This window comes from Thioclava sp. F28-4, assembly GCF_002020045.1.
Lineage (GTDB): Bacteria > Pseudomonadota > Alphaproteobacteria > Rhodobacterales > Rhodobacteraceae > Thioclava > Thioclava sediminum.
The window spans coordinates 41,746-60,715 of the sequence record NZ_MPZQ01000004.1; the positions used below are offsets into that span (position 1 = coordinate 41,746).

At 61.6% G+C, this 18,970-nt stretch carries 19 protein-coding genes; 4 read left to right on the top strand and 15 right to left on the bottom strand.

The genetic code is table 11. The annotated features are described in order from the left end of the window. The first annotated feature begins 311 nt into the window (after positions 1-311). On the top strand, positions 312-857 hold the full coding sequence (locus BMI87_RS10245) for a hypothetical protein (protein ID WP_078521139.1): 546 nt from the start codon (positions 312-314) through the stop codon (positions 855-857). A gap of 1,041 nt (positions 858-1,898) precedes the next feature. Here BMI87_RS10245 and BMI87_RS10250 read toward each other — a convergent pair. The 5 genes from BMI87_RS10250 to hppD all read right to left on the bottom strand — a co-directional run bounded on the left by BMI87_RS10250 (position 1,899) and on the right by hppD (position 7,438). Next, positions 1,899-3,236 carry a hypothetical protein gene (locus BMI87_RS10250; protein WP_078521141.1) on the bottom strand — a complete coding sequence of 446 codons (1,338 nt, stop codon included), beginning with the start codon at positions 3,234-3,236 and terminating at the stop codon, positions 1,899-1,901. After that, positions 3,226-5,175 carry a hypothetical protein gene (locus tag BMI87_RS10255; RefSeq protein WP_078521143.1) on the bottom strand — a complete coding sequence of 650 codons (1,950 nt, stop codon included), beginning with the start codon at positions 5,173-5,175 and terminating at the stop codon, positions 3,226-3,228. The genes BMI87_RS10250 and BMI87_RS10255 overlap by 11 nt, the downstream gene beginning before the upstream one ends. 252 nt (positions 5,176-5,427) lie before the next feature. Beyond that, positions 5,428-5,631, bottom strand: coding sequence for a hypothetical protein (locus BMI87_RS22110; RefSeq protein WP_146681575.1), 204 nt, complete (start codon positions 5,629-5,631; stop codon positions 5,428-5,430). Between the two features lie 190 nt (positions 5,632-5,821). Then, positions 5,822-6,076, bottom strand: coding sequence for a hypothetical protein (locus BMI87_RS10260; protein ID WP_146681576.1), 255 nt, complete (start codon positions 6,074-6,076; stop codon positions 5,822-5,824). Between the two features lie 267 nt (positions 6,077-6,343). Then, positions 6,344-7,438 carry a 4-hydroxyphenylpyruvate dioxygenase gene (hppD, locus tag BMI87_RS10265; RefSeq protein ID WP_078521147.1) on the bottom strand — a complete coding sequence of 365 codons (1,095 nt, stop codon included), beginning with the start codon at positions 7,436-7,438 and terminating at the stop codon, positions 6,344-6,346. A gap of 133 nt (positions 7,439-7,571) precedes the next feature. On the opposite strand from hppD, the gene BMI87_RS10270 reads away from it, so the two are divergent. Beyond that, positions 7,572-8,027: an Lrp/AsnC family transcriptional regulator gene (locus BMI87_RS10270; protein ID WP_078521651.1), complete on the top strand. Its 456-nt coding sequence runs from the start codon at positions 7,572-7,574 to the stop codon at positions 8,025-8,027. A gap of 64 nt (positions 8,028-8,091) precedes the next feature. Here BMI87_RS10270 and BMI87_RS10275 read toward each other — a convergent pair whose 3' ends face one another. The 7 genes from BMI87_RS10275 to BMI87_RS10305 form a co-directional block, all read right to left on the bottom strand. Continuing rightward, positions 8,092-8,841, bottom strand: a complete 750-nt coding sequence (locus BMI87_RS10275; RefSeq protein WP_078521149.1) for an HpcH/HpaI aldolase/citrate lyase family protein — start codon at positions 8,839-8,841, stop codon at positions 8,092-8,094. Between the two features lie 142 nt (positions 8,842-8,983). Next, complete coding sequence (locus BMI87_RS10280; protein ID WP_078521150.1) at positions 8,984-9,784, bottom strand: 2-oxo-hepta-3-ene-1,7-dioic acid hydratase; 801 nt, start codon at positions 9,782-9,784, stop codon at positions 8,984-8,986. After that, positions 9,778-10,659 carry a fumarylacetoacetate hydrolase family protein gene (locus tag BMI87_RS10285; protein WP_078521152.1) on the bottom strand — a complete coding sequence of 294 codons (882 nt, stop codon included), beginning with the start codon at positions 10,657-10,659 and terminating at the stop codon, positions 9,778-9,780. The genes BMI87_RS10280 and BMI87_RS10285 overlap by 7 nt, the downstream gene beginning before the upstream one ends. After that, on the bottom strand, positions 10,656-12,068 hold the full coding sequence (locus BMI87_RS10290; protein WP_078521154.1) for a pyridoxal-dependent decarboxylase: 1,413 nt from the start codon (positions 12,066-12,068) through the stop codon (positions 10,656-10,658). The genes BMI87_RS10285 and BMI87_RS10290 overlap by 4 nt, the downstream gene beginning before the upstream one ends. Positions 12,069-12,106: 38 nt before the next feature. Beyond that, positions 12,107-13,087 carry a 3,4-dihydroxyphenylacetate 2,3-dioxygenase gene (gene hpaD, locus BMI87_RS10295; RefSeq protein ID WP_078521156.1) on the bottom strand — a complete coding sequence of 327 codons (981 nt, stop codon included), beginning with the start codon at positions 13,085-13,087 and terminating at the stop codon, positions 12,107-12,109. A gap of 54 nt (positions 13,088-13,141) precedes the next feature. Continuing rightward, complete coding sequence (gene hpaE / locus BMI87_RS10300; protein WP_078521158.1) at positions 13,142-14,650, bottom strand: 5-carboxymethyl-2-hydroxymuconate semialdehyde dehydrogenase; 1,509 nt, start codon at positions 14,648-14,650, stop codon at positions 13,142-13,144. Then, entirely contained in the window at positions 14,650-15,048 is a 399-nt protein-coding gene (locus BMI87_RS10305; RefSeq protein ID WP_078521160.1) for a 5-carboxymethyl-2-hydroxymuconate Delta-isomerase, read from the bottom strand. The genes hpaE and BMI87_RS10305 overlap by 1 nt, the downstream gene beginning before the upstream one ends. Before the next feature lie 104 nt (positions 15,049-15,152). On the opposite strand from BMI87_RS10305, the gene hpaR reads away from it, so the two are divergent. Continuing rightward, entirely contained in the window at positions 15,153-15,635 is a 483-nt protein-coding gene (hpaR, locus tag BMI87_RS10310) for a homoprotocatechuate degradation operon regulator HpaR (protein WP_078521162.1), read from the top strand. 61 nt (positions 15,636-15,696) lie between these two features. Then, positions 15,697-16,155, top strand: a complete 459-nt coding sequence (locus BMI87_RS10315; RefSeq protein WP_078521164.1) for a MarR family winged helix-turn-helix transcriptional regulator — start codon at positions 15,697-15,699, stop codon at positions 16,153-16,155. 16 nt (positions 16,156-16,171) lie between these two features. Here the strand turns inward: BMI87_RS10315 and BMI87_RS10320 are convergent, their stop codons facing one another. Genes BMI87_RS10320 through BMI87_RS10330 form a run of 3 tightly spaced genes read right to left on the bottom strand, consistent with a single transcriptional unit; the run spans position 16,172 to position 18,965 of the window. Further along, the gene (locus BMI87_RS10320; RefSeq protein ID WP_078521166.1) at positions 16,172-17,485 is read right to left on the bottom strand and encodes a TRAP transporter large permease; all 1,314 of its coding nucleotides are present in this window, start codon (positions 17,483-17,485) and stop codon (positions 16,172-16,174) included. Continuing rightward, complete coding sequence (locus BMI87_RS10325; protein WP_078521168.1) at positions 17,482-17,928, bottom strand: TRAP transporter small permease; 447 nt, start codon at positions 17,926-17,928, stop codon at positions 17,482-17,484. The genes BMI87_RS10320 and BMI87_RS10325 overlap by 4 nt, the downstream gene beginning before the upstream one ends. After that, on the bottom strand, positions 17,925-18,965 hold the full coding sequence (locus BMI87_RS10330; RefSeq protein ID WP_246832684.1) for a TRAP transporter substrate-binding protein: 1,041 nt from the start codon (positions 18,963-18,965) through the stop codon (positions 17,925-17,927). Before BMI87_RS10330 ends, BMI87_RS10325 begins: the two co-directional genes overlap by 4 nt. Positions 18,966-18,970 lie beyond the last annotated feature (5 nt).

Genomic DNA, 18,970 nt, shown 5'->3' on the forward strand with positions numbered 1-18,970 from the left:
GGTTACCCGGTACAGCCGGAAGCGAACATGGCATCGAATGGGGAACTCCGCACGCCCCATACCAAGGATGAACGCCAGGTCATTAAATATATTCAAAACAATCGCTTACGATATTTTTTGAGAAATAATCACAACCAACCGCGAAAGTCGTTTCCGCATTAATCCGGATGAACCCACCTTCAGAACATGACGGAAATGGGAGTGGCTGAGCGCCATCAGAAAGACCCGCTCAGCTGCAAGCCGCCGTTCATGAGAGACTTGCTCAGGCGCTTGCCGGAGCTTCAGACCAACACTTTTTAGGAGTCCGTAACATGGGGCTTACTGTCGCCGCATTCAAAAATGCTCGCCGTGTCAATGCGTATATCAATGACGAGAACCGTGCGATCGAAAGAGACACCGGAAAGGAGATCGACGCCTTCAAGGCGGGAAACCACCCTTTCTATCAGCGCTATGCTCCCGAGTTTGTCCAAGGCCAGCTCTACACCTTCGATGAAATTTTCCGTTTTGAGGCGGGTTCCTACAGCTATTATGCAGATTTCAGAGAAGAACTCGCTGCGTTGGGTGTCGCGATGGATGACGACTTCGAGCCCTGGTGCGAAGAAGACCCTCAAAGTGTCGTCCAAAGGTATATGCAAGAATGCTATGAGTGGACGCCTCTTCCGTTCTCAGGTCTGATCGCCTTCTCGGACTGCGATGGGACGCTGGGCTGCAGCGCAGTGATGAAACTCGCGCAGGATTTTGCCGACCACGCCCACCTGGCCGCGAAACTTGAGAGCGAGAGATTCCGAAAAGACTATGCGGCCTGGCAGCGCGCGCTCGCCCTCGCGTCCGCGTCAGGATGCATCATCTTCATTTAATCTGTGAGCACGGAGGTAGTTTTCAAAGCTTTCTCCGTGAATGTCCTCAGCTCGCTCGAAGCTCATCTCGACGGCCGCCTCCCTTCGACGAAGAAGGACTGCCCTTGAAACGCACACGCTGGCGGGATTTTTCTCCATTTCGCAAAAAGGTCCCCAAACATAACGCCGATATATGTTTGGGGGCCTCTGTGCGGCTGGCGGGACTTCAAACGGTGTGTCGCGAATTTGCATATCGTACTGTGCGCTTAAAAGACCTGAGCGAGACGTCGACGAAGTTTCGGTAGCCGCAAAAAGTCATGGATATACACTTTCGGACCCTCCTGACTGCCCAAATTCGCGGCGCTCTCCCGCCACGTAAGACGCCATCCTGCCGCGCAGAGAGATGCAGCTTTATTCATTCTTGAACGCATGCACTGAATAGCCCAACCGAGTGGGTTCGTTTTCGGGGTTAGTGCAGCACTGACCTTGACGGCATCAAAACAAGAGGGGGCCGTGGCTGACTTCGATGAAGGACGATCTTGGGAGCGGCTCGCAGTCAGCCGCTTCCCAGACCTCAAGACCGAATTATTCTTCCGAGCGCTATTCCGGGAATGACCCCTCGGCGAATAGAGAGCCGAATGTAGTTTTATTATTACAGTTATTGCGGAATCGACTTTGGCACCAACGTGCCGCGTCGAACGGCGCGACACGGACGTTCGTCAACACGTTGCGCGTCGGGAGGCCCTGAGCGATCCAGCGCTCGACCGTGCGTTCACTGACATTGAATTTTCGCGCAACGTCGCTCTTGGAGAGTAGAGGGCACTGATAATCCTTCCGGAGCGCCCCACTCGGCGCCGGGCCTCGCTCGATCGCCCAGACGTAACGCCAGGACGATCTCCATTCGCCATCCAGCCGCACACCACGCAAGCGTCCGTTACCGAGGTAGTCACGGACGGTTCGGTCGGTCAGTGCGAGGTGATCGGCTATTTTCGCAACGGTGAGGATGAAATCGTGTGCTGGCTCCATGAAACAGAGATTGTGCGGTCAGGCGCCCGATCAAAATTACAGGCGAGAAATACCTCTCGCGTGCATCTCGCGGATTTCAAGCCACCCTCTCTGTACTATGGTCTGATTAGAAATTGCCCGATACTCAGCTCCTGCTTCTCGCGAGGAATGGCCAAGCAAAGCCGAGACGGTCCCTGCGGCCGTGGCTGGATCGTGCAATCGCAAATAGTCTGCTGCGAGGGTTCTAAGATCGTGCAATGGCACCCCAAGCGCAGCTGAAACGCGCTCGCTCGGCCACCGCCGATCATGCCCGGACGCTTCATGAGACAACCAGTTCATTCCGATCAACTCTGTATAGCGCCGATGAGCATAGCGTGGCGGTCGACCTCCCAAGAGATGTTCATCAATCACCCAACCGACTTCCGGCCAAAGGGTTCCAGCGTTCAGCCAGACCCCGGTCTTTTCCTGTTGCCAGCGCAGATGCCAAGTGCCGTGAGGTTCGCGAACGAGAGCTTCGCCATAGACCCAGCTAACGATATCTCCGCTGCGTGGCGGTACGTTGAGCGTGATCGCAAGGATGGCAGCCGTCGCCCTTGCCGTCTCAGCCGCTTCCCGCCAGTCCGCGCATTCCGCTGCCCGATCAAGCTGCCGAACGATCGCCCGCACAACCTCTGCATAGCCACCTTTCTCATAGAGCACTTCAATCCGCCCTTGTTTCAGCTTCGGCACGCGTCGTGTCTCCCGCAAGAGGCCCGCTTGGACGGAGCGAAGCCCTGCGATGGCCTGAGTGTCGGCTCCACCATGCGACGCAAGGCTGACCAGCCCACCGAGATAGCTGGCGATGGTCGCGGGTCGAAGCCCCTCCTCGCGAAATGTCCTCGCCATCTCCCATGCGAGCAACCAGCCGAGGCGTGGTGGACAGGTCAGGATCGGCAACAGATCCGCACACCGGTTGATGGACGCGATATGTCGCGCCAACGTGCTCTCTGTGATCGGCGCCATCTGCATCGCAGGCAGCATCGATTTCCACGCATTGGGCCATCCACGCGGTTCTGCTTGATGACGAGTGTCAGAAGCGGTGACCGCCGAAGATCTCAGCGACCGGGCGCGATAGAAGCCGCGGCGGAGCCCCCTGCCCTCCGCGAGACACATCTCTGGCGCGAACTGCTCGAGCACGCGGAGCAGCAGGCCGAGCGTTGACTCTGACTTGCACGCAGCTTCGAAACTTGCTCGTTTTGGGAAAGCCGGATCGTCTCCGGCCTCCGCAAGTATTGTGTAGAAGCGAGCTACGACCGTCACTGCGCCGTTCGGCAGATCGACTCGCCGGGCCATGAGGCGTGCGCGCACCACCGCTGGAACGCAGGCAAGGCGTGAAGCGGCGATCTTATCGTGCATCGGACAATCTCCTGGTGAGGTTATTGAATATTTCCGGATGTGTCGCGAGGATCGCGGCCCGGGCTTCGCGCGCAGCAGCCTGTCCGTCATCTCGACCATAATGTTTACGTGCGGTGCTCTCGAGGATGCCGAGGACAGACGACGTAAACGCGTGATCGCCGGGGCGCAGCGCGAGGCTAAGCAGAGCTACCACATGGCGCATTCGGTGGGGTGTTAGATGAACGCCGAGTACATCGGACGCATCCCGCCAGAGATCAAGAAAGGCGCTCGTCGAGCAAGTCCCGCGTGGCAACGTGACCGGGTCCCCCTCGTCATGCGCTGGCAGTGCTGAACCGGGGAAAAGAAAGACATTCCGCGGATCGAGCTCTTGCAGCTCGATCAATCTCGGTCGCCCACGTTCAAGCCATTCCCGAACGATCGCAGCGTCTTCTCCGACTACATCGACGTTGACCCACGTATTGTTCTTCACTTCCCAGGGCGCATACCGGAATGTAAGCATGGTCTCGTCAGGGGCGGTACGAAGTAGGTTCGCATACGCCTCGCCGTGCGAGGCGATCCGAGTATTACGGAGGCAAGCTGTACGCAGCGGGCGCGACATTTGTAGCGCGTACGCTACGGCTCCCGCGAAGAGCCGAAGCGCGGTCACTTCGCGGACTGGTTTGCCAAGTGTGCGGGCTTCGTCAAGCGCTTCACACGCGGCCTGCGCGATACGCATCGGTGCGTTGGTCCACACCGCAGCAAGCTCTGGCCGTTGCCTCAGGAGGCTCGCAATCCGATCAACATCCATCTCGACCGAGCTCGCCTTGGAGACTTTGTGCTTCGCGCGCGGAGCATCGAAATGCTTTTTCTTCAGAAGTGTGAGCACCGCCGCAACGGCAACGTCTTCAAAGCCATGTCTCGCGAGCGTGATGAGTGGGGTCAGCCGCGTTTTCAATGTTGTCGAGTCCAGAGAGTCCTTGAGATCGCGGGCCGCGTTGGAGCGTTCGATCTGGTGCTGAATGGCGGCTTCAATGGTTTGACGCTCAAAAAGCTCCCGGACATCCCGCAGGGTGGAGATATCGCCGCCGTTATCTTCCCAAGCACGCACAAGCCAACTGATCGCCTCCCGATACCCTTTGCGCGCGGCCGTCGGCTTGCCAATGTTTCGTGTCTTTTCAAGCGCCAACGCATCGGCTTCGGACATGACAAGCTCCGGATCCTCGCCGGCCTCAATCCGCGCGAGCATCCTGTCCGCAAGGTCTTCGCTGCCCGCCAGGCTGGCATCAACAAGCGCATCGAAGGAGTTTCGAAAGGCCTCGGGCAGTTCAGTCCATTCGACCTTGCGCGCACGCCCAGACCCAGCCGGCACCCGCAACTTGATCGAGGGAAGGAATCTCAGGATCCCAGGCAGCGCGGCACTCCGGTGCTCAAGCGAGTTCAGAAACAAAACCGCTTTGCGAAGGCTCCTGCGGGTCTCAGCCGATACATCGCGCGCGATCCTTTCGATCTCGACCTGTGTCAGAGCCTCCGGTGCACATTGCGCGCGTGCCCTCAAGACAGCGAGAGTCCGGTGCCGGCCAATATTCCAGAGCGCCCCGGAACCAGGCAGCCCTTCCTGCGACTTGATCAAGTCCATAAGCTCACAATACCGACAACCATGCTCAGGGCTACGCCTCGGAGCCACCGCTTTAGCTTGCAGAAACTGCCGCAGCGCCGCGCGGATGCGCGAGTCCATACGACGCCCGTTTGTCTTCATGTTCTTCGCCCGGCTCACGAGCGCATAACCTCGGCCGGCGACATCCATCTCGAAGGAGCGCATCTCGGCAGGGATCGAGCCGATATCCTGGTCAAGCATCCCGAGACGCGCGGGGACTTTCTCTATCGCTCGAATTGTATCAACGCCGCTCCCCTCTTCTTCTGCCCAAGCGAGCAAGTCTTTGAAAGAATACTGATGTTTCATATCGATCTCCGCGTTCGACCGCCGGGCGGCCCTTCGGATAAGGGCCGGACAGCGGGTAGAGCGGAGATAGGTGTCGCGAAGATTGATCTAAAATCTGAGAGGATATCAGCCGATTTGGGTCACGGTTGATGTTCGCGGACCGGCTGTCTTAAAGACTATAGCGGTCGTACCGCGTCGCCGAACGGTAGTTTTCTTTTCTTCGCTCCTGCCGCGCAGAACGATCTCAAGAGCCCATGTAGGGCGTTCTCTATTTTAAGTGTTTCGATAGAAGGAAGCTAATTTCCGCATACGCTCAGAGCGACCTATTAGTTTGATCTCTCGCCGACCACCGCCGTTCTCGCGGGCGATTTGCGCCGCAGAAGCGGCGCCTGAGCGTATATCACACTCATCTTGGGCCCGCGCGGCAGCTTTTTCAGCGGCACGCTGATCGAACGAAAAGTTTTTCTCAGACTTCATCGCGTACCCCCTTGAAAATCCCTTAGATGTAGTAAATCCGCCAAAAAACAAACAAAGCTTTCTCTTTTAAATGAAGGCCTTATCGTCATTTAAGCTCTGTGAACGCATCTATTCGAATAGACCGCAATTCCACAGAGCCTGAGTGCTGCCGCAGCACGTTCGGCCAATCGCGGTGAATTTTACGGCCTGCTCATAGATGAGCATCCACTACCGAACGATAGGCAGCGACGATTGCGGGAGCCGGCATCTCACCGGTAAGCGACTCGCATTTCCGAACATCCGCGAGTGACAACTCTGAAACAACCGCGATCTCTTCTTGAGCCAAGTTAACGCTATCGCGAAGAGCGCGAAGTTCCATCGCCAAGGCGATCTTCTCTTCAAAGTTAGCTTCACGCTCTGCAATCTCCGGGCGCACCCCGAGTATCTCGTCTCGAAATCTTTTCATGAGACACTTATACCACGGTTCGGGTCCACTCGGGAGACGCGTTTTACAAATATGAAATTGGGCGTTCGAATCTCCGCGGGAAAGGAGGCTGATCTGATCCCCGGAAACTCCGACGTCCGGCGATCCAAGAAAACGTAGGCAGAGCCCCCAACGGCTAGCTTGGCGTGCCATAGATAAACCACAGAGTACTCGGGGCTTTGTATTTTGTGGCCGCGATAGGGAGCTCGGGCCAGGCACCTACCTGACCCGAATTCTTCGCTCAGAAGATCATTCCACGACGAGTTCGCCGCTTTCGATCTGCTCGCGCTCGATCGACTCGAAGAGCGCCTTGAAGTTGCCCTCGCCGAACCCGTCATCACCCTTACGCTGGATGAATTCGAAGAAGATCGGCCCGATCACAGTCTTCGAGAAGATCTGCAGCAGGATCTTGGTCTCGCCGCCGCCAAGGACGCCTTCGCCGTCGATCAGGATACCGTGCTTCTTCATTCGCTCGACCGGCTCCTCATGCCCGGTCACGCGGTCATGGCTGAGCTCGTAATAGGTCTCGGGCGGGGCCGGCATGAAGCGGATGCCGCGATCGGCGATCGCGTCGGTCGCCTCGTAGATGTCGCGTGCGCCCACGGCGATGTGCTGGATGCCCTCGCCCTTGTATTTCTTGAGATAGGAGACGATCTGCCCGGTCTCGCCGCGATCCTCGTTGATCGGGATGCGGATGCGCCCGCAGGGCGAGGTCAGCGCCCGGGAATAGAGGCCGGAATATTTCCCCTCGATATCGAAGAACCGGATCTCGCGGAAATTGAACAGATCGCCATAGAAGTTGAACCACTTGTCCATGTTGCCCTTGAAGACATTGTGGGTCAGGTGGTCGAGGTAATAGAAGCCCACGCCTTTCGGCTTCGACGTCTTCAGCCAGTCGAATTCCGCGTTATAGGGTGAGGTGTCGTAATACTGGTCGGTGAAATAGATCAGGCTGCCGCCGATCCCCTTGATCGCGGGCCAGTCGACTGTCTTGTCGGTCCCTTCATATGGCTCCGCGCCGTTCTTCACCGCGTGATCGAAGGCGTGCTGCGCATCGACGACGCGCCACGCCATCGAGGGTGCGCAGGGCCCGTGCTCCTCCACGAAACGCGCCGCGAAACTGTCGGAGTCGGCGTTGAGAACGTAGGTGATGTCGCCCTGCTGCCAAAGCTCGACCGGCTTGGATTTGTGGTTGGCGACATGCTCGTAGCCCATCTTCGCGAAGAGATCGCGCAGCTCTTGCGGATCGGGATGGGCGAACTCGACGAATTCGAACCCGTCCGTGCCGGCGGGGTTCTCCTCGGTGATGGTCGATTGCGGGGCATCGTGCGGGAACGGTCCCATGGGTCTCTCCTCCTGTTTGCGCTGCGAAGAGGATAGCCCGGCGCGAATGCTCGTTCCGCGCGAAGTCGCGCATATGAGCCCTAAGATTTGCGGGAATATTGCACCTTCTTACAAAAGGGCGCAAACTTTCCGCATGATCGACGATATCGACAAACGCCTGCTCGCGGAATTGCAGCAGAATGCACAGCTGACCTCGCAGGATTTGAGCGAGCGACTGAACCTGTCACCAAGTCAGGTGGGACGCAGGCGGCAGCGGCTCGAGGCCGAGGGGCTGATCCGCGGCTATGGCGCGCGGCTCGACGCGGCGCGGCTTGGGCTTGCGGTTCAGGCCTTCGTGCAGGTGCAGATGCTGCGCCACGGGGCAGAGCCCGCGCAGCAATTCTCGCGCCTCGTCTCCTTGCAGCCCGAGATAACCTCGGCCTGGACCCTTACCGGGGAGGCCGATTATCTGCTGCGGGTCTATTGCGCGGATCTGGCGGCGCTGCACCGGCTGATCCACGACGTGCTTCTGGCCCACCCCACCGTCGCGCGGGTGCAGAGCCAGATCGTCATGCATCAGTTCAAGCAGGATGCGCCATTGCCGATCTGATTGCGGAGCGCACTCTGGAACGTCATGTCATTACACGTGATCTCGGGCCCGTCCGCACGCGCCGTCAGCCGAGAGTGAGCCCCTTGCGCAGGGCGATCAGGTCGATGTCACGTGAGACGAAGACGGCACCGGCCTCGAGCGCCCTCTGATAGACCTCATCGTCGGTGGTCAGGATGCCCGGCGGCAGGCCCGCGGCGCGGATGCGCGCGATCGCATCGAGCACCGCCGCAGTGGTCTCGGGGTGCGAAGGCTCGCCCGGATGCCCAAGCGAGGCCGCCAGATCCGCAGGCCCGACGAAAATCCCATCCACCCCGGGCACGGCGGCGATCTCCTCGAGATTGGAGAGCCCCTCGACACTCTCGATCTGCACGACGAGACAGATCTCTTCCCGGGCGATCTTGTGGTAACCGGGAATCTTGGCGAAGCGCGTGGCGCGGTTCATGCCGGAAACCCCACGCATGCCCTGCGGCGGATATTCGACCGCCGCCACCGCCGCGCGTGCCATCTCTGCATCGTGCACCATCGGCACGAGGATCGTCTGCGCGCCGAGGTCGAGTATTTTCTTGATCTCCGCCGCGTCGAGGGATCCGGGCCGCACGATCGGCGAAACAGGATAAGGAGCCACCGCCTGCAACAGCGGCAAGACACTGCGCGCATCGAGCGCCGAATGCTCGGTGTCGAACATCATCCAGTCGTAACCGCAGCCAGCGATCAGCTCGGTGGCGAGGGGGTCGCTCATCGTGCACCAACAGCCACGCTGGACCCCGAAGGCTTTCAGCGCCGCTTTGAACGAATTTCTTGGCAGATCGACCATCGTGATTTTCTTCCTTGTTGACCTCGGCACCCGCGGAACGGATGCGCGGGGCCGTCCTAAAAAGGTTGCTTGAGCTTATTCGAAACGAACGCCGATCGCACCTCGCGAACAGCATTCCGCCGGGCTTGCATGGCCTGCCGCCTCAATCGAAGGCGATGGACACATCCCCGAAAGCGCCGAACTCGGCCTCGATCCGGGTCCCCGGGGGGCACTCGATCGGTGCGATGAACGACCCCGACAGGATCACCTGCCCCGCCTCGATCCGCTGGCCGTATTGGCCCATTCGCCGCGCCAGCCAGACAAGCCCCTTCACTGGATCGTCCAACACCGCCGCGCCGAGCCCGGTCGTCTCGACCTCGCCATCCTTGCGCAGGATCGCTCCGGCCCAGCGCAGATCGACCTGAGATGGATCGTGACGCGCCCCGCCCAGCACGAGCCCCGCATTCGCCGCATTGTCCGATACGGTATCGACGATCACGCGCGCCTGCCCGGTCGCGGGATCGGCGCGCAGAATGCGGGTGTCGAGGATCTCGAGCGACGGGGTCACGTAATCGGTCGCGGCCAGCACCGCCGCGCGATCCGCCGTGGCGTCGAGCGGCGCTTTCATGACGAAGGCGATCTCGGCCTCGACCCGCGGCTGGATGAAACGCCCGGCAGGCACCGTCGTCCCGCTGGCAAACAGCATATCGTCATAGAGCACACCAGAATCCGGCGTGTCGATCTTGAGCGCGGCCTGCATCACCTTCGAGGTCAGCCCGATCTTCCAGCCAAGGATCGACCGTCCCGCCGCCAGCTTGCGCGCCATCTGCGCCGACTGGATTGCATAGGCGTCGTCCAGCGTCATGCCGGGATGGCGCAGGCTCAGCAGCCCGATCTGTTTGCGCGCTTCTTCGGCGGCCAGCAGGTCATCGGCGGCCTGCGCGATCTGATCGGGGCTCAGCATGTCGGCTCATCCGCAACGGTGTTGCGCAGCAGGCCGATACCTTCGGCCTCGACTTCGATCACGTCGCCAGGTTGCAGCCAGATCGGAGGATCGAACCGCGCCCCCGCCCCGGTTGGCGTGCCGCACACGATCACGTCGCCCGGCACCAGCGTTGTGAAGGTGGAGACGTAATTCACGATATAGCGGAAATCGAAGATCATCCGGCCTGTGCGATCATTTTGCCGGATCTCGCCATTCACGCGGGTGGTCAGCTCGATATCGTCCAACTGGGTCGCGTCGCGGAACGGCACCAGCCACGGCCCCATCGCGCCGGAGCGGTCCCAGTTCTTGCCCTGCGTTACGTTGAATTTCGCATGGCGCACCCAATCGCGGATCGTCCCCTCGTTGCACAGGGTCAGCGCGGCTATGTGATCGTAGGCGCCTTCCTTCGCGATCCGGCGACCCGCCTTTCCGATCACGATCACCACCTCGCCCTCGTAATCGAGTTGCGGGCTTTCCGGCGGACGGATCAGCGGCTGGCCGTGGCCGGTGAAGCTGCGCGGGAAGCGGATGAACATCGACGGATAAGGCGGCGCGGCCTGCCCGTCTTTGTATTCGGCGTTACGGTCGGGAAAGTTCACCCCGATACAGATCAGCTTTTCCGGGGCTGCCATCGGGATCAGGAACTCGACCTCGTCGGGGCGATAATCAGACGCGCGGCCCTCCGCCGCCGCGATCACCTCTTCCAGCGCGCCGGCCTCTACGACCTGCTGAAGGGTCGCGAACCGCGCGCCGAACTCCGGGGTGAGGTCCACGATGCCGTCATCCTGCACCACGCCGTAGCGATCCGTGCCACCGGTGCGAAACGCCGCGATGCGCGGCAGTGCCAGAGTCATGACATTCCCTCCTGTGAAAGTCCCAGACCATCGAGAATGGCGCTATAGGCGATGTCGATATCGGCTTCGCTCATCGCAAAGGACCCGGCCTGAAAGCGGATCGCAAGCTGGCTGCCGACCCGCGTTTGGGTGAGATAGATGCGCCCGTCATCATTGATCGCGCTCACATGCGAGATCGTGTCATCATCCGATGCGCCTGCCCGGCGAAATGAGAACAGCGACAGCACCGGGGCGGTCACGATCTCAACGCCCGGGATCCCAGTCAGCCGGTCATGCAGCATTCCCGCCCAGCGAACGTGATCGCGGATCATCGCGCGAAGCCCCTCAAGCCCGTGAAAGCGCAGCAGGAACCACAGCTTGAGCGCGCGGAAACGGCGTCCCAGCGGCACGGACCATTCGGAATAGTTGACGATCCCGTCGCGGCCATGGGTCTTGAGATACTCGGGCTGGATCGCCAGCGTGCGCACCAGCATCTCGGGGTCGCGAATGAAATGGGCCGAGCAGTCGAAGGACGCGCCCAGCCATTTATGCGGATTGAAGACGACAGAATCCGCACCCTCGATCCCGGCCCAAAGCGTGCGGAACTCGGGACAGATCATCGCAGAACCGGCCCAGGCTGCATCGACATGGATCAACAGATCATGGGCATGCGCGACCGCCACCAGTGCGCCGATATCGTCGCATGCCCCGGTGCTGGTCGCCCCCACGCAGCCGATTACCCCGGCGGGCTGATATCCGGCCGCCAGATCCGCGCGGATCGCGGCCTCCAGCGCGTCGGGAGGGAGCGCGCCGCTGCGCGGATCGGCGGGCAGTTTCACAAGGTTGTCCTGACCGATCCCCGCGATCCAGATCGCCCGGTCAATCGAGGAATGCACCTGATCCGAGCAGTAAATCCGCAAGTGCGGCGCTTGGCTGAGCCCCGCGCGATTGCCCTGCCAGTCCAGCGCACGCTCACGCATCATCAAGACCGCCGCCAGCGTCGCGGACGAGGCGCTGTCCTGAATGACACCCGAGAACGCTTCGGGCAGCCCCAGCGCGTCGCGCAGCCATTCCATCATCCGGGTTTCCAGCTCGGTCGCCGCCGGAGAGGTCTGCCAGAGCATGCATTGCGCGGCCATAGCGGTGACCAGATATTCCGCCACCACCGATACGGGGGCTGCATTGCTGGGAAAGTAAGCGAAGAAGCGCGGATGCTGCCAATGGGTCATGCCCGGCTCGATCAGGCTCTCGAACTCGTCAAAGATCCGCTCCATTTCGCAGCCGGTTTCGGGCGGCTTGGGCGGGATCGCGCGGTAGATCTCGCCGGGCGCCGTGCGCGCACGTACCGGGCGGGCATCGAGTGTTTCGCGATATTTCACGCCCCATGACGCCGCGCGCTGCGACCATGTCTCGAAGTCCTGAACATCCATCCTGTTTCTCCTGCAAGGGCTTGCGTGCGGGGACCCGCTCACGGCGCGATGATCGGAGTGGCCTTCATGTCGCTGGCGATCGGCTCGACATCTTGGAACAGCGAGCCATGCTCGAACCACGAGCGCGGCGCGGGCGCCCCCCACAGCGTCTGGCGCTGCGGGTCCTTCAGGTCCCAGCGGATCGCCTCGAGATCGGGATCCACGGTCTGATAATCCGAGCAGTAGATCTCGATCCGGTGACCATCGGGATCGAGGATATACAGGAAGAAAGCGTTCGAAATGCCGTGACGGCCCGGCCCGCGCTCGATATTGGCGACATAGCCGGTGGTCGACATCAGATCGAGCAGATCGATGATGTTGAGCGGCGTCGGCACCCAGAACGCGGTGTGATGCAACCGCGGACCAAGCCCGTTCGTGAAGGCGATGTCATGCACCCCGCCCTTGCGATGGGTCCATGCCGCCCAAAGCCGTCCGCTCTCTTCATCTTCGGTATATTCGGTGACGCGGAAGCCGATGCGATTGTAGAATTCGACCGCCTTATCGACATCGCTGGCAAAGCAATTGAAATGGTCGATCCGGAGCGGCTTCACGCCGTGATAGAGCGCGTATTTCTGGTGGATCGGTTCCAGACGGTCCATCTGGAAATAGAACTCGATCGGCATTCCGAAACAGTCATGGGTGCGCAGGGTGCGGCCCTGATAGGGGCGCTCGACCCATTCGACCGAATGCCCCTCGGACTTGAACCAGTCATGCGCCTTGTCCAGCTCGCCCTCGTCGAAGAGCTTGAAGGCGAGCGAGCGCACATTGGCCTCGGGCGTCTTGACCAGAACGACCGAGTGATGCCCGCGCTCTTCCATCGCACGAAGAAAGATATGACGGTCGTCCTCGTCGGTCACCTGAAGCCCCAGCGTATCGACATAGAAGGCGCGGCTGGCGGCCAGATCGGTCACGCCGAAGACGACATGGCTGAGGCGGATGATGTTGAACGGCGGATACAGGTTCGGGGCCGGAATGGGCATGTCTCGCTCCCTTGAGGAAAGATCGGGGCGGCCTCCTCCGACCGCCCTCTGTCGTTAGCCGAGGCGCGGCACGCGATGCGCCTGACGCGGGAAGGAAACGTTGACCGTCTCCATGTAGAAATCGAAGGACCAGTCACCGCCATCGCGGCCGATACCGCTGGCCTTCACGCCGCCGAAGGGGCTGGGCAGATGGCGCACGTTTTCCGAATTCACCCAGATCATGCCCGCCTCGAGCGCGTCGGTCATCCGCATCGCGCGGTCCAGATCGGCGGTCCACAGATAGGCGGCCAGCCCGTAATCGACGTCATTGGCCAAGGCGAGCGCTTCGTCTTCGTCAGCGAAGGGGATCGCGGTCAGCACCGGGCCGAAGATTTCTTCCTGCGCGATGGTCATATCGTTGCGGGCCTGCGTGAACAGCGTGGGCGCGACGTAGCAGCCCTGATCGCCGACTTTCTCGCCGCCGGTCGCGATGGTCGCGCCTTCCTTGCGGGCGGTCTCGAAATAAGACAGCACCTTGGCCTCGTGCTCGGGATGGATCAGCGGACCCACCACCGTTTCCGGATCGAGCGGATGGCCGACCTTGATATTCGCCGCCACCTTGGCGACGCGCTTGCAGACCTCGTCGTAAATGCTCTCCTGCACGAGAAGCCGCGAAGACGAGGTGCAGCGTTCGCCGTTGAGCGAATAGATCATAAAGCTCGCGGCATCGACGGCGCGGTCGATATCGGCATCGTCGAACACGATCACGGGGTTCTTCCCGCCGAGTTCGAAATGCACGCGCTTCAGCGTCGCCGCCCCCTGCGCCATGATCATCGAACCGGTGCGGCTTTCGCCCACAAAGGCAATCGCCTTGATGTCGGGATGTTCGGTCAGCCGCTTGCCCGCATCCTCACCATAGCCGTTCACGAGATTCAGAACCCCTTTCGGCAGCCCCGCCTCTTCGGCGATCTCAACCAGCAGCGTTGCGGTCATCGGCGAGAATTCGGCCGGCTTGTGCACCACCGTACAGCCCGCCGCCAGCGCCGGGGCGATCTTCCAGGTGGACAGCATGAAAGGCGTGTTCCACGGGGTGATAACGCCCACGGGGCCGATCGGGCGGCGCGAGGTCACGTTCATCTGCGTCGCGTTGCGCAGAGCCTGACCATCCTCCGCCGCCGGCGCCTTGTCCGCAAAGAACCGGAAATTGGCCGCCCCGCGCAGTGCCGCTTTCGACATGAAGCGCAGCGCCTGCCCGGTGTCGAGACATTCGGTGAAGGCGATGCGCTCGGCATTCGCCTCGATCGCCTCGGCGACTTTGATCAGGATTTTGCGGCGGTCCGCTCCGGGCATCTTGCTCCAGGTCTTGAACGCGTCTTTCGCGGCGGCGACCGCGCGGTCGATATCCTCGGCTCCGCCTTTCGCGACCTTTGCCAGCGGCTTCAGATCGACGGGCGAGAGCGTGTCGAACGTGGCACCGGATGCGGCCTCGACACTTTCACCTCCGATGTGATTGCGCACGCCGGTTTGCGCGAAATGCGCGATATAGCCTTCGGCGCGGCGCAGGTTTTCCGTCAGATCGGTCATCACTTACCCTTGGCTTGGCCCGACAGGCGGGCGTGAATCGGTGTCTGCTTCCAGCTCAGTTGCGGGTCGATCACCCGGATTTCGAGCGAGAGCGCGAAATGTTCGGTGGCCAGCGGACCGGCAAACGCGGTCTGGGCGGCGGTGAAAATCGCATCGCCCCCCGCGCGCAAGGTCGCCGTGTCGCGCCCCGCCCCCACCGAAAGCGTCAGTGCGGCGAAATCGTTTTCCGGCAGCCCGTCGGCCACGATCGCATGATCGGCGCAATAGGCGCGCACCCGAATTCCGGCCACCGGGAACAGACCACATTCGACCATCGCGGCATGCAGTGCACGGCACACCGCCGAGATATCGACGCGCTCCGCCAGCCCTGCGGAATATTCGATCTTGAGATGCGGCACGATTCTCCTCCCGTGACTTTCATTAACATGTTAAGTTTATCCAGACTTGTCAACTGCTCCAAACCCTCCGATTTTGCCCGCCACCTGACAGGAACGAGGTTTCGATGACCCAAGACAGCGCCCCCCGACAGCGGCCGGACGGGTTCGAGTTGAACGCCCCGCGTCGCTCCTTGCCGATCGCCCTGCTGCGGGCGCGGGAATTGGTGATGGAGCGTTTCCGCCCGATGCTCAACGCGCATGACGTGACCGAGCAGCAATGGCGCGTGTTGCGAGTGCTGCGCGAAAGCGGGCCGCTCGATGCTTCGATGCTTGCCGAACGTGCCTGCGTGCTGGCCCCTTCGCTGACGCGCATGTTGCGCGCGCTCGAGACTCGTGGACTGATCGAAATCCGCCGCGACGGCGAAGACCGCAGGCGCGCCAGCGTCGGGCTGAGCGAGGCCGGCACCGCCTTCCTCCGCGACGTCTCGCCCCAAAGCGCCGAAATCTATGCCAAGCTCGAGGCCGAAATCGGCGCAGAGCGGATCACCCGGCTTCTCGACGAGCTCGAGGCATTCGTCGCTGCCCTGGAGCATGACGACCGCACGTGAGATAAGTCATTTCATTGCGAACGAAACGGTCGTAGGGTTGGGTGTGTAAATCGGAGACTGCATGAAGCTCGAAGAGTTCTTTCCCTACCGTCTGGCCGTCGCGGCAGAAGCCTTCTCCCGTCGCCTGCAGGATGTCTACTCGCGCGAATATGGCCTGACGCGCGAGGAATGGCGGCTCATGTCGATCCTGGACGGGGTCGGTCGGATCAGCTCGCTCGACATCGCGCGGCGCACCACGCTCGACAAGGTGCAGGTGAGCCGTGCGGCGACCCGGCTTGAAGCGCGGGGGCTGATCGAACGGTTCGTGCCCGACAGCGACAGACGACTGCGGGAGTACGAATGCACGCCGGAGGGCCGCGCCCTCTATGCCGAAGCGCGACCAAAGGTGAACGCGCGCGCGAAGGCGATGCTGTCGGCGATGCCCCCCGAAGCGCAGGTCGCCCTCGAATACGGGGTCAACAGCCTGATCGACTCGCTCGCTCTCGATATCGAAACCCGTAACGAGAGCGCCGAGACCTGACCAGCAGCCGGGCCCGTCAGGGCCCGACCAGCCAGAGCGAGATCGCCGGGAAGGCGATGATCAGCACGATGCGCACGATATCCGCGACCCAAAACCACAAGATACCGCGGAACATCGTCATCAGGGGCACATCGGGCAAAACCGAGCGCAGCACGAAGACGTTCATGCCAACTGGCGGGGTGATCAAGGAGATCTCCGTCGCCACCACCACGATCACTGCGAACCAGATCAGAGCGTTATCGGGATTGGCGAGAACGCCCGAGCCGAAATCGAGTTGGTAAATCAGCGGATAGAAGATCGGCACTGTCAGCAGGATCATCGAGAGGCTCTCGAGCACCATGCCGAGGAGCATATAGATCAGCACGATGATGATGATCACCTCGAAGCCGCCAAGGCCCAGGTTGTAGACGATATCGGCCAGCGCGTCGGGCAGGCCGGCAAACGTGACGAAATTCCCGAAGATCTCGGCTCCGATTATGATCGCGAAGATCATCGCGGAGGCGATCGCGGCATCCTTCAGCGCCTCCCAGAGCGCGCGCATCTTCAGCCCGCCCACAGCCGCCGCGATCACCACAGCAGCCGCAGCCCCCATGCCCGCAGCCTCGATCGGCGTAAAGAAGCCGCCATAAATCCCGACCATGATGAAGACGAACAGCGCCAAGGTCGCGAGTACGCCGATGAAATCGGTGCGCTTCATCGGCAGGGGCTCCCGCACCTCGGGGGCGAGTTTCGGGTTCAGCCGCACTGCGACCATGACGGAAACGAGATACAGGCCGATGCCCAGAACACCGGGAATGATCCCCGCGATGAACAGCTTGCCGATGTCGCTTTCGGTCAGCAGGCCGAAGATGATCATGATGACCGAGGGCGGGATCAGAATGCCCAGCGTGCCGCCCGCGGCAATTGCGCCCGTGGCGATCGAGTCATGGTAGCCGAAGCGGCGCATCGAGGGCATCGCGACCTTCGACATCGTGGCCGCCGTCGCCAGAGACGAGCCGCAAACCGCCGAGAAACCGCCGCAGCTGAGGATCGTGGCCATCGCGAGACCGCCGCGCATCCGCCCGAACACCCGGTCGGCACCGGTGAATAGTCCGCTGGCGATGCCGGACCCGGCAAGCACGTTGCCCATGAAGATGAAGAGCGGCACAACGGAGAGCGAGTAGTTCATCCCGGTCTCGAAGACGGCGCTGCCGACCATCGAGCCTGCGGCATCTGCCCCGCGCATCCACGCGAACCCTGCCCCGCCGACAAGCGCCATCGCGAAGGCGATCGGCACGCGCAGAAAGACGAGGGCCAGAAGAATGGCAAAGGCGATCAGAGAAATTGTCATTCCGGTCTCCGGAGCAGGGCGACCACGGCGGAGGCGGCAAAGCTGACGATGCCGATCACGCCGAAATACCACAGTTTGATTCCAAGGCCCGATGTTGCGAGCTGGGTGTGGAACTGATCCTCGGCCAGGATCGCGAGGCGCCACGCGAAATAGCCCATGACGAGGGCTGCCACCACGCCGCCAATCCGCCCCAGCGCCCGGCGGACCGCCGTGGGCAGAAGCGGCATCAGCAGGTCCACCTCGACGTGGCCGCCTTTGCCCGTGGTCAGCGGCATCGCCACAAAGACCAGCGCGCCCAACAAGACCTGCGTGATCTCATAGGCGCCGGTCAGCGGATTATTGAACAGGTAGCGGCCGACCACGTCGACGCAGGTGACGAGGATCAACCCCGTCACCAACCCGGCCGCGATCGCCTCGAGAACGAAGCGGGCGCGTGCAATCATGCGGACACGCCGGTCTGCTTGCGGAACTCTTCCAGCGCCGCGCGCCCGTCATAGTCACCGCCCAGGCTATCGGCCCACTGCCCTTCGAGGACGGCGGCCTGCTCCTTGATCGCATCGAGCACGCCCTGCGGCGCGGTCTCGGCGACCATGCCGCCATCGGCCGCGGCCTTCTTGCCGCGCTCATCCGCACCATTCCACGCCTTGCCGACGCGGGACGCGAAGGCGAGACCCGAGAGCTTGTTGATCGCCTCCTGATCGGTCGGGGAGATCGAATCCCACTTGCCGGAATTCATCACAAGGAACCACGTGGTGTTGTAGATGCCGCCGGGGATCGTCGTGGTGTATTTCAGATAATCCGCGAGGTTGAACGAGGCGATCGCGTCATAGGGGAAAGTGACCCCATCGACGACACCGCGCGAGAGCTTCTCATAGACCTCGCCCGAAGGGGTGAAGATCGTCTCGACCCCGAAATGGCTCATCAGATCGGCGATGTAGCCGCCCGGCACACGCATCTTCAGACCCTGCAGGTCTTCGATCTTGTTGATCGGGCGCTTGTTGTTGTGGATCATCCCGGGTCCGTGGTTGAACAGGCCCAGCAGGTGGGTGCCGGCGTGCTCCTCTTTTGCACCGAGCTTCTCGGTATAGACCGTCCAGAAGGCTTCCGACATCGAGACCGCGTCATTGCCGAGGAAGCTGAACTGGCCGACGCGCGAGTTCTTGAAGCGGTCGTCCTGCGTGAAGCTGTGCAGACCGTAGGTGATGTCGGCCACACCGTCGCGCGCCATGTCGAAATGCGCCGGCGGCGAGCCCAGCGGCTTGGCGAGGACGCGGATGCGCACACGGCCTTCGGTCGCAGCCTCGATATCCTTCGCCCAAGGCTTGATCGCGTCCACCACGATCGGGTGGCGCGGCGGCAGCCAGCTGGACAGTACGAGATCTACCCCTTCGGCTCGCGCCGGAATCGCCGGGAGAGCAAGGCTGGCCCCGGCAAGCGCCGCGGTGCCGAGCATCGAACGTCTGGTCAGTTTGGTCGTCATTTTTT

What these genes read in the sequence shown, in the direction of transcription:
- BMI87_RS10270 (WP_078521651.1), top strand. Translation starts at nt 7,572, where the DNA reads ATGATCGACGATATCGACAAACGCCTGCTCGCGGAATTGCAGCAGAAT.
- BMI87_RS10325 (WP_078521168.1), bottom strand. Translation starts at nt 17,928, where the DNA reads ATGATTGCACGCGCCCGCTTCGTTCTCGAGGCGATCGCGGCCGGGTTG.
- BMI87_RS10320 (WP_078521166.1), bottom strand. Translation starts at nt 17,485, where the DNA reads ATGACAATTTCTCTGATCGCCTTTGCCATTCTTCTGGCCCTCGTCTTT.
- hpaR (WP_078521162.1), top strand. Translation starts at nt 15,153, where the DNA reads ATGACCCAAGACAGCGCCCCCCGACAGCGGCCGGACGGGTTCGAGTTG.
- BMI87_RS10255 (WP_078521143.1), bottom strand. Translation starts at nt 5,175, where the DNA reads ATGAAACATCAGTATTCTTTCAAAGACTTGCTCGCTTGGGCAGAAGAA.
- BMI87_RS10260 (WP_146681576.1), bottom strand. Translation starts at nt 6,076, where the DNA reads ATGAAAAGATTTCGAGACGAGATACTCGGGGTGCGCCCGGAGATTGCA.
- hpaE (WP_078521158.1), bottom strand. Translation starts at nt 14,650, where the DNA reads ATGACCGATCTGACGGAAAACCTGCGCCGCGCCGAAGGCTATATCGCG.
- BMI87_RS10315 (WP_078521164.1), top strand. Translation starts at nt 15,697, where the DNA reads ATGAAGCTCGAAGAGTTCTTTCCCTACCGTCTGGCCGTCGCGGCAGAA.
- BMI87_RS10290 (WP_078521154.1), bottom strand. Translation starts at nt 12,068, where the DNA reads ATGGATGTTCAGGACTTCGAGACATGGTCGCAGCGCGCGGCGTCATGG.
- hpaD (WP_078521156.1), bottom strand. Translation starts at nt 13,087, where the DNA reads ATGCCCATTCCGGCCCCGAACCTGTATCCGCCGTTCAACATCATCCGC.
- BMI87_RS10280 (WP_078521150.1), bottom strand. Translation starts at nt 9,784, where the DNA reads ATGCTGAGCCCCGATCAGATCGCGCAGGCCGCCGATGACCTGCTGGCC.
- hppD (WP_078521147.1), bottom strand. Translation starts at nt 7,438, where the DNA reads ATGGGACCGTTCCCGCACGATGCCCCGCAATCGACCATCACCGAGGAG.
- BMI87_RS10285 (WP_078521152.1), bottom strand. Translation starts at nt 10,659, where the DNA reads ATGACTCTGGCACTGCCGCGCATCGCGGCGTTTCGCACCGGTGGCACG.
- BMI87_RS10330 (WP_246832684.1), bottom strand. Translation starts at nt 18,965, where the DNA reads ATGACGACCAAACTGACCAGACGTTCGATGCTCGGCACCGCGGCGCTT.
- BMI87_RS10245 (WP_078521139.1), top strand. Translation starts at nt 312, where the DNA reads ATGGGGCTTACTGTCGCCGCATTCAAAAATGCTCGCCGTGTCAATGCG.
- BMI87_RS22110 (WP_146681575.1), bottom strand. Translation starts at nt 5,631, where the DNA reads ATGAAGTCTGAGAAAAACTTTTCGTTCGATCAGCGTGCCGCTGAAAAA.
- BMI87_RS10275 (WP_078521149.1), bottom strand. Translation starts at nt 8,841, where the DNA reads ATGGTCGATCTGCCAAGAAATTCGTTCAAAGCGGCGCTGAAAGCCTTC.
- BMI87_RS10250 (WP_078521141.1), bottom strand. Translation starts at nt 3,236, where the DNA reads ATGCACGATAAGATCGCCGCTTCACGCCTTGCCTGCGTTCCAGCGGTG.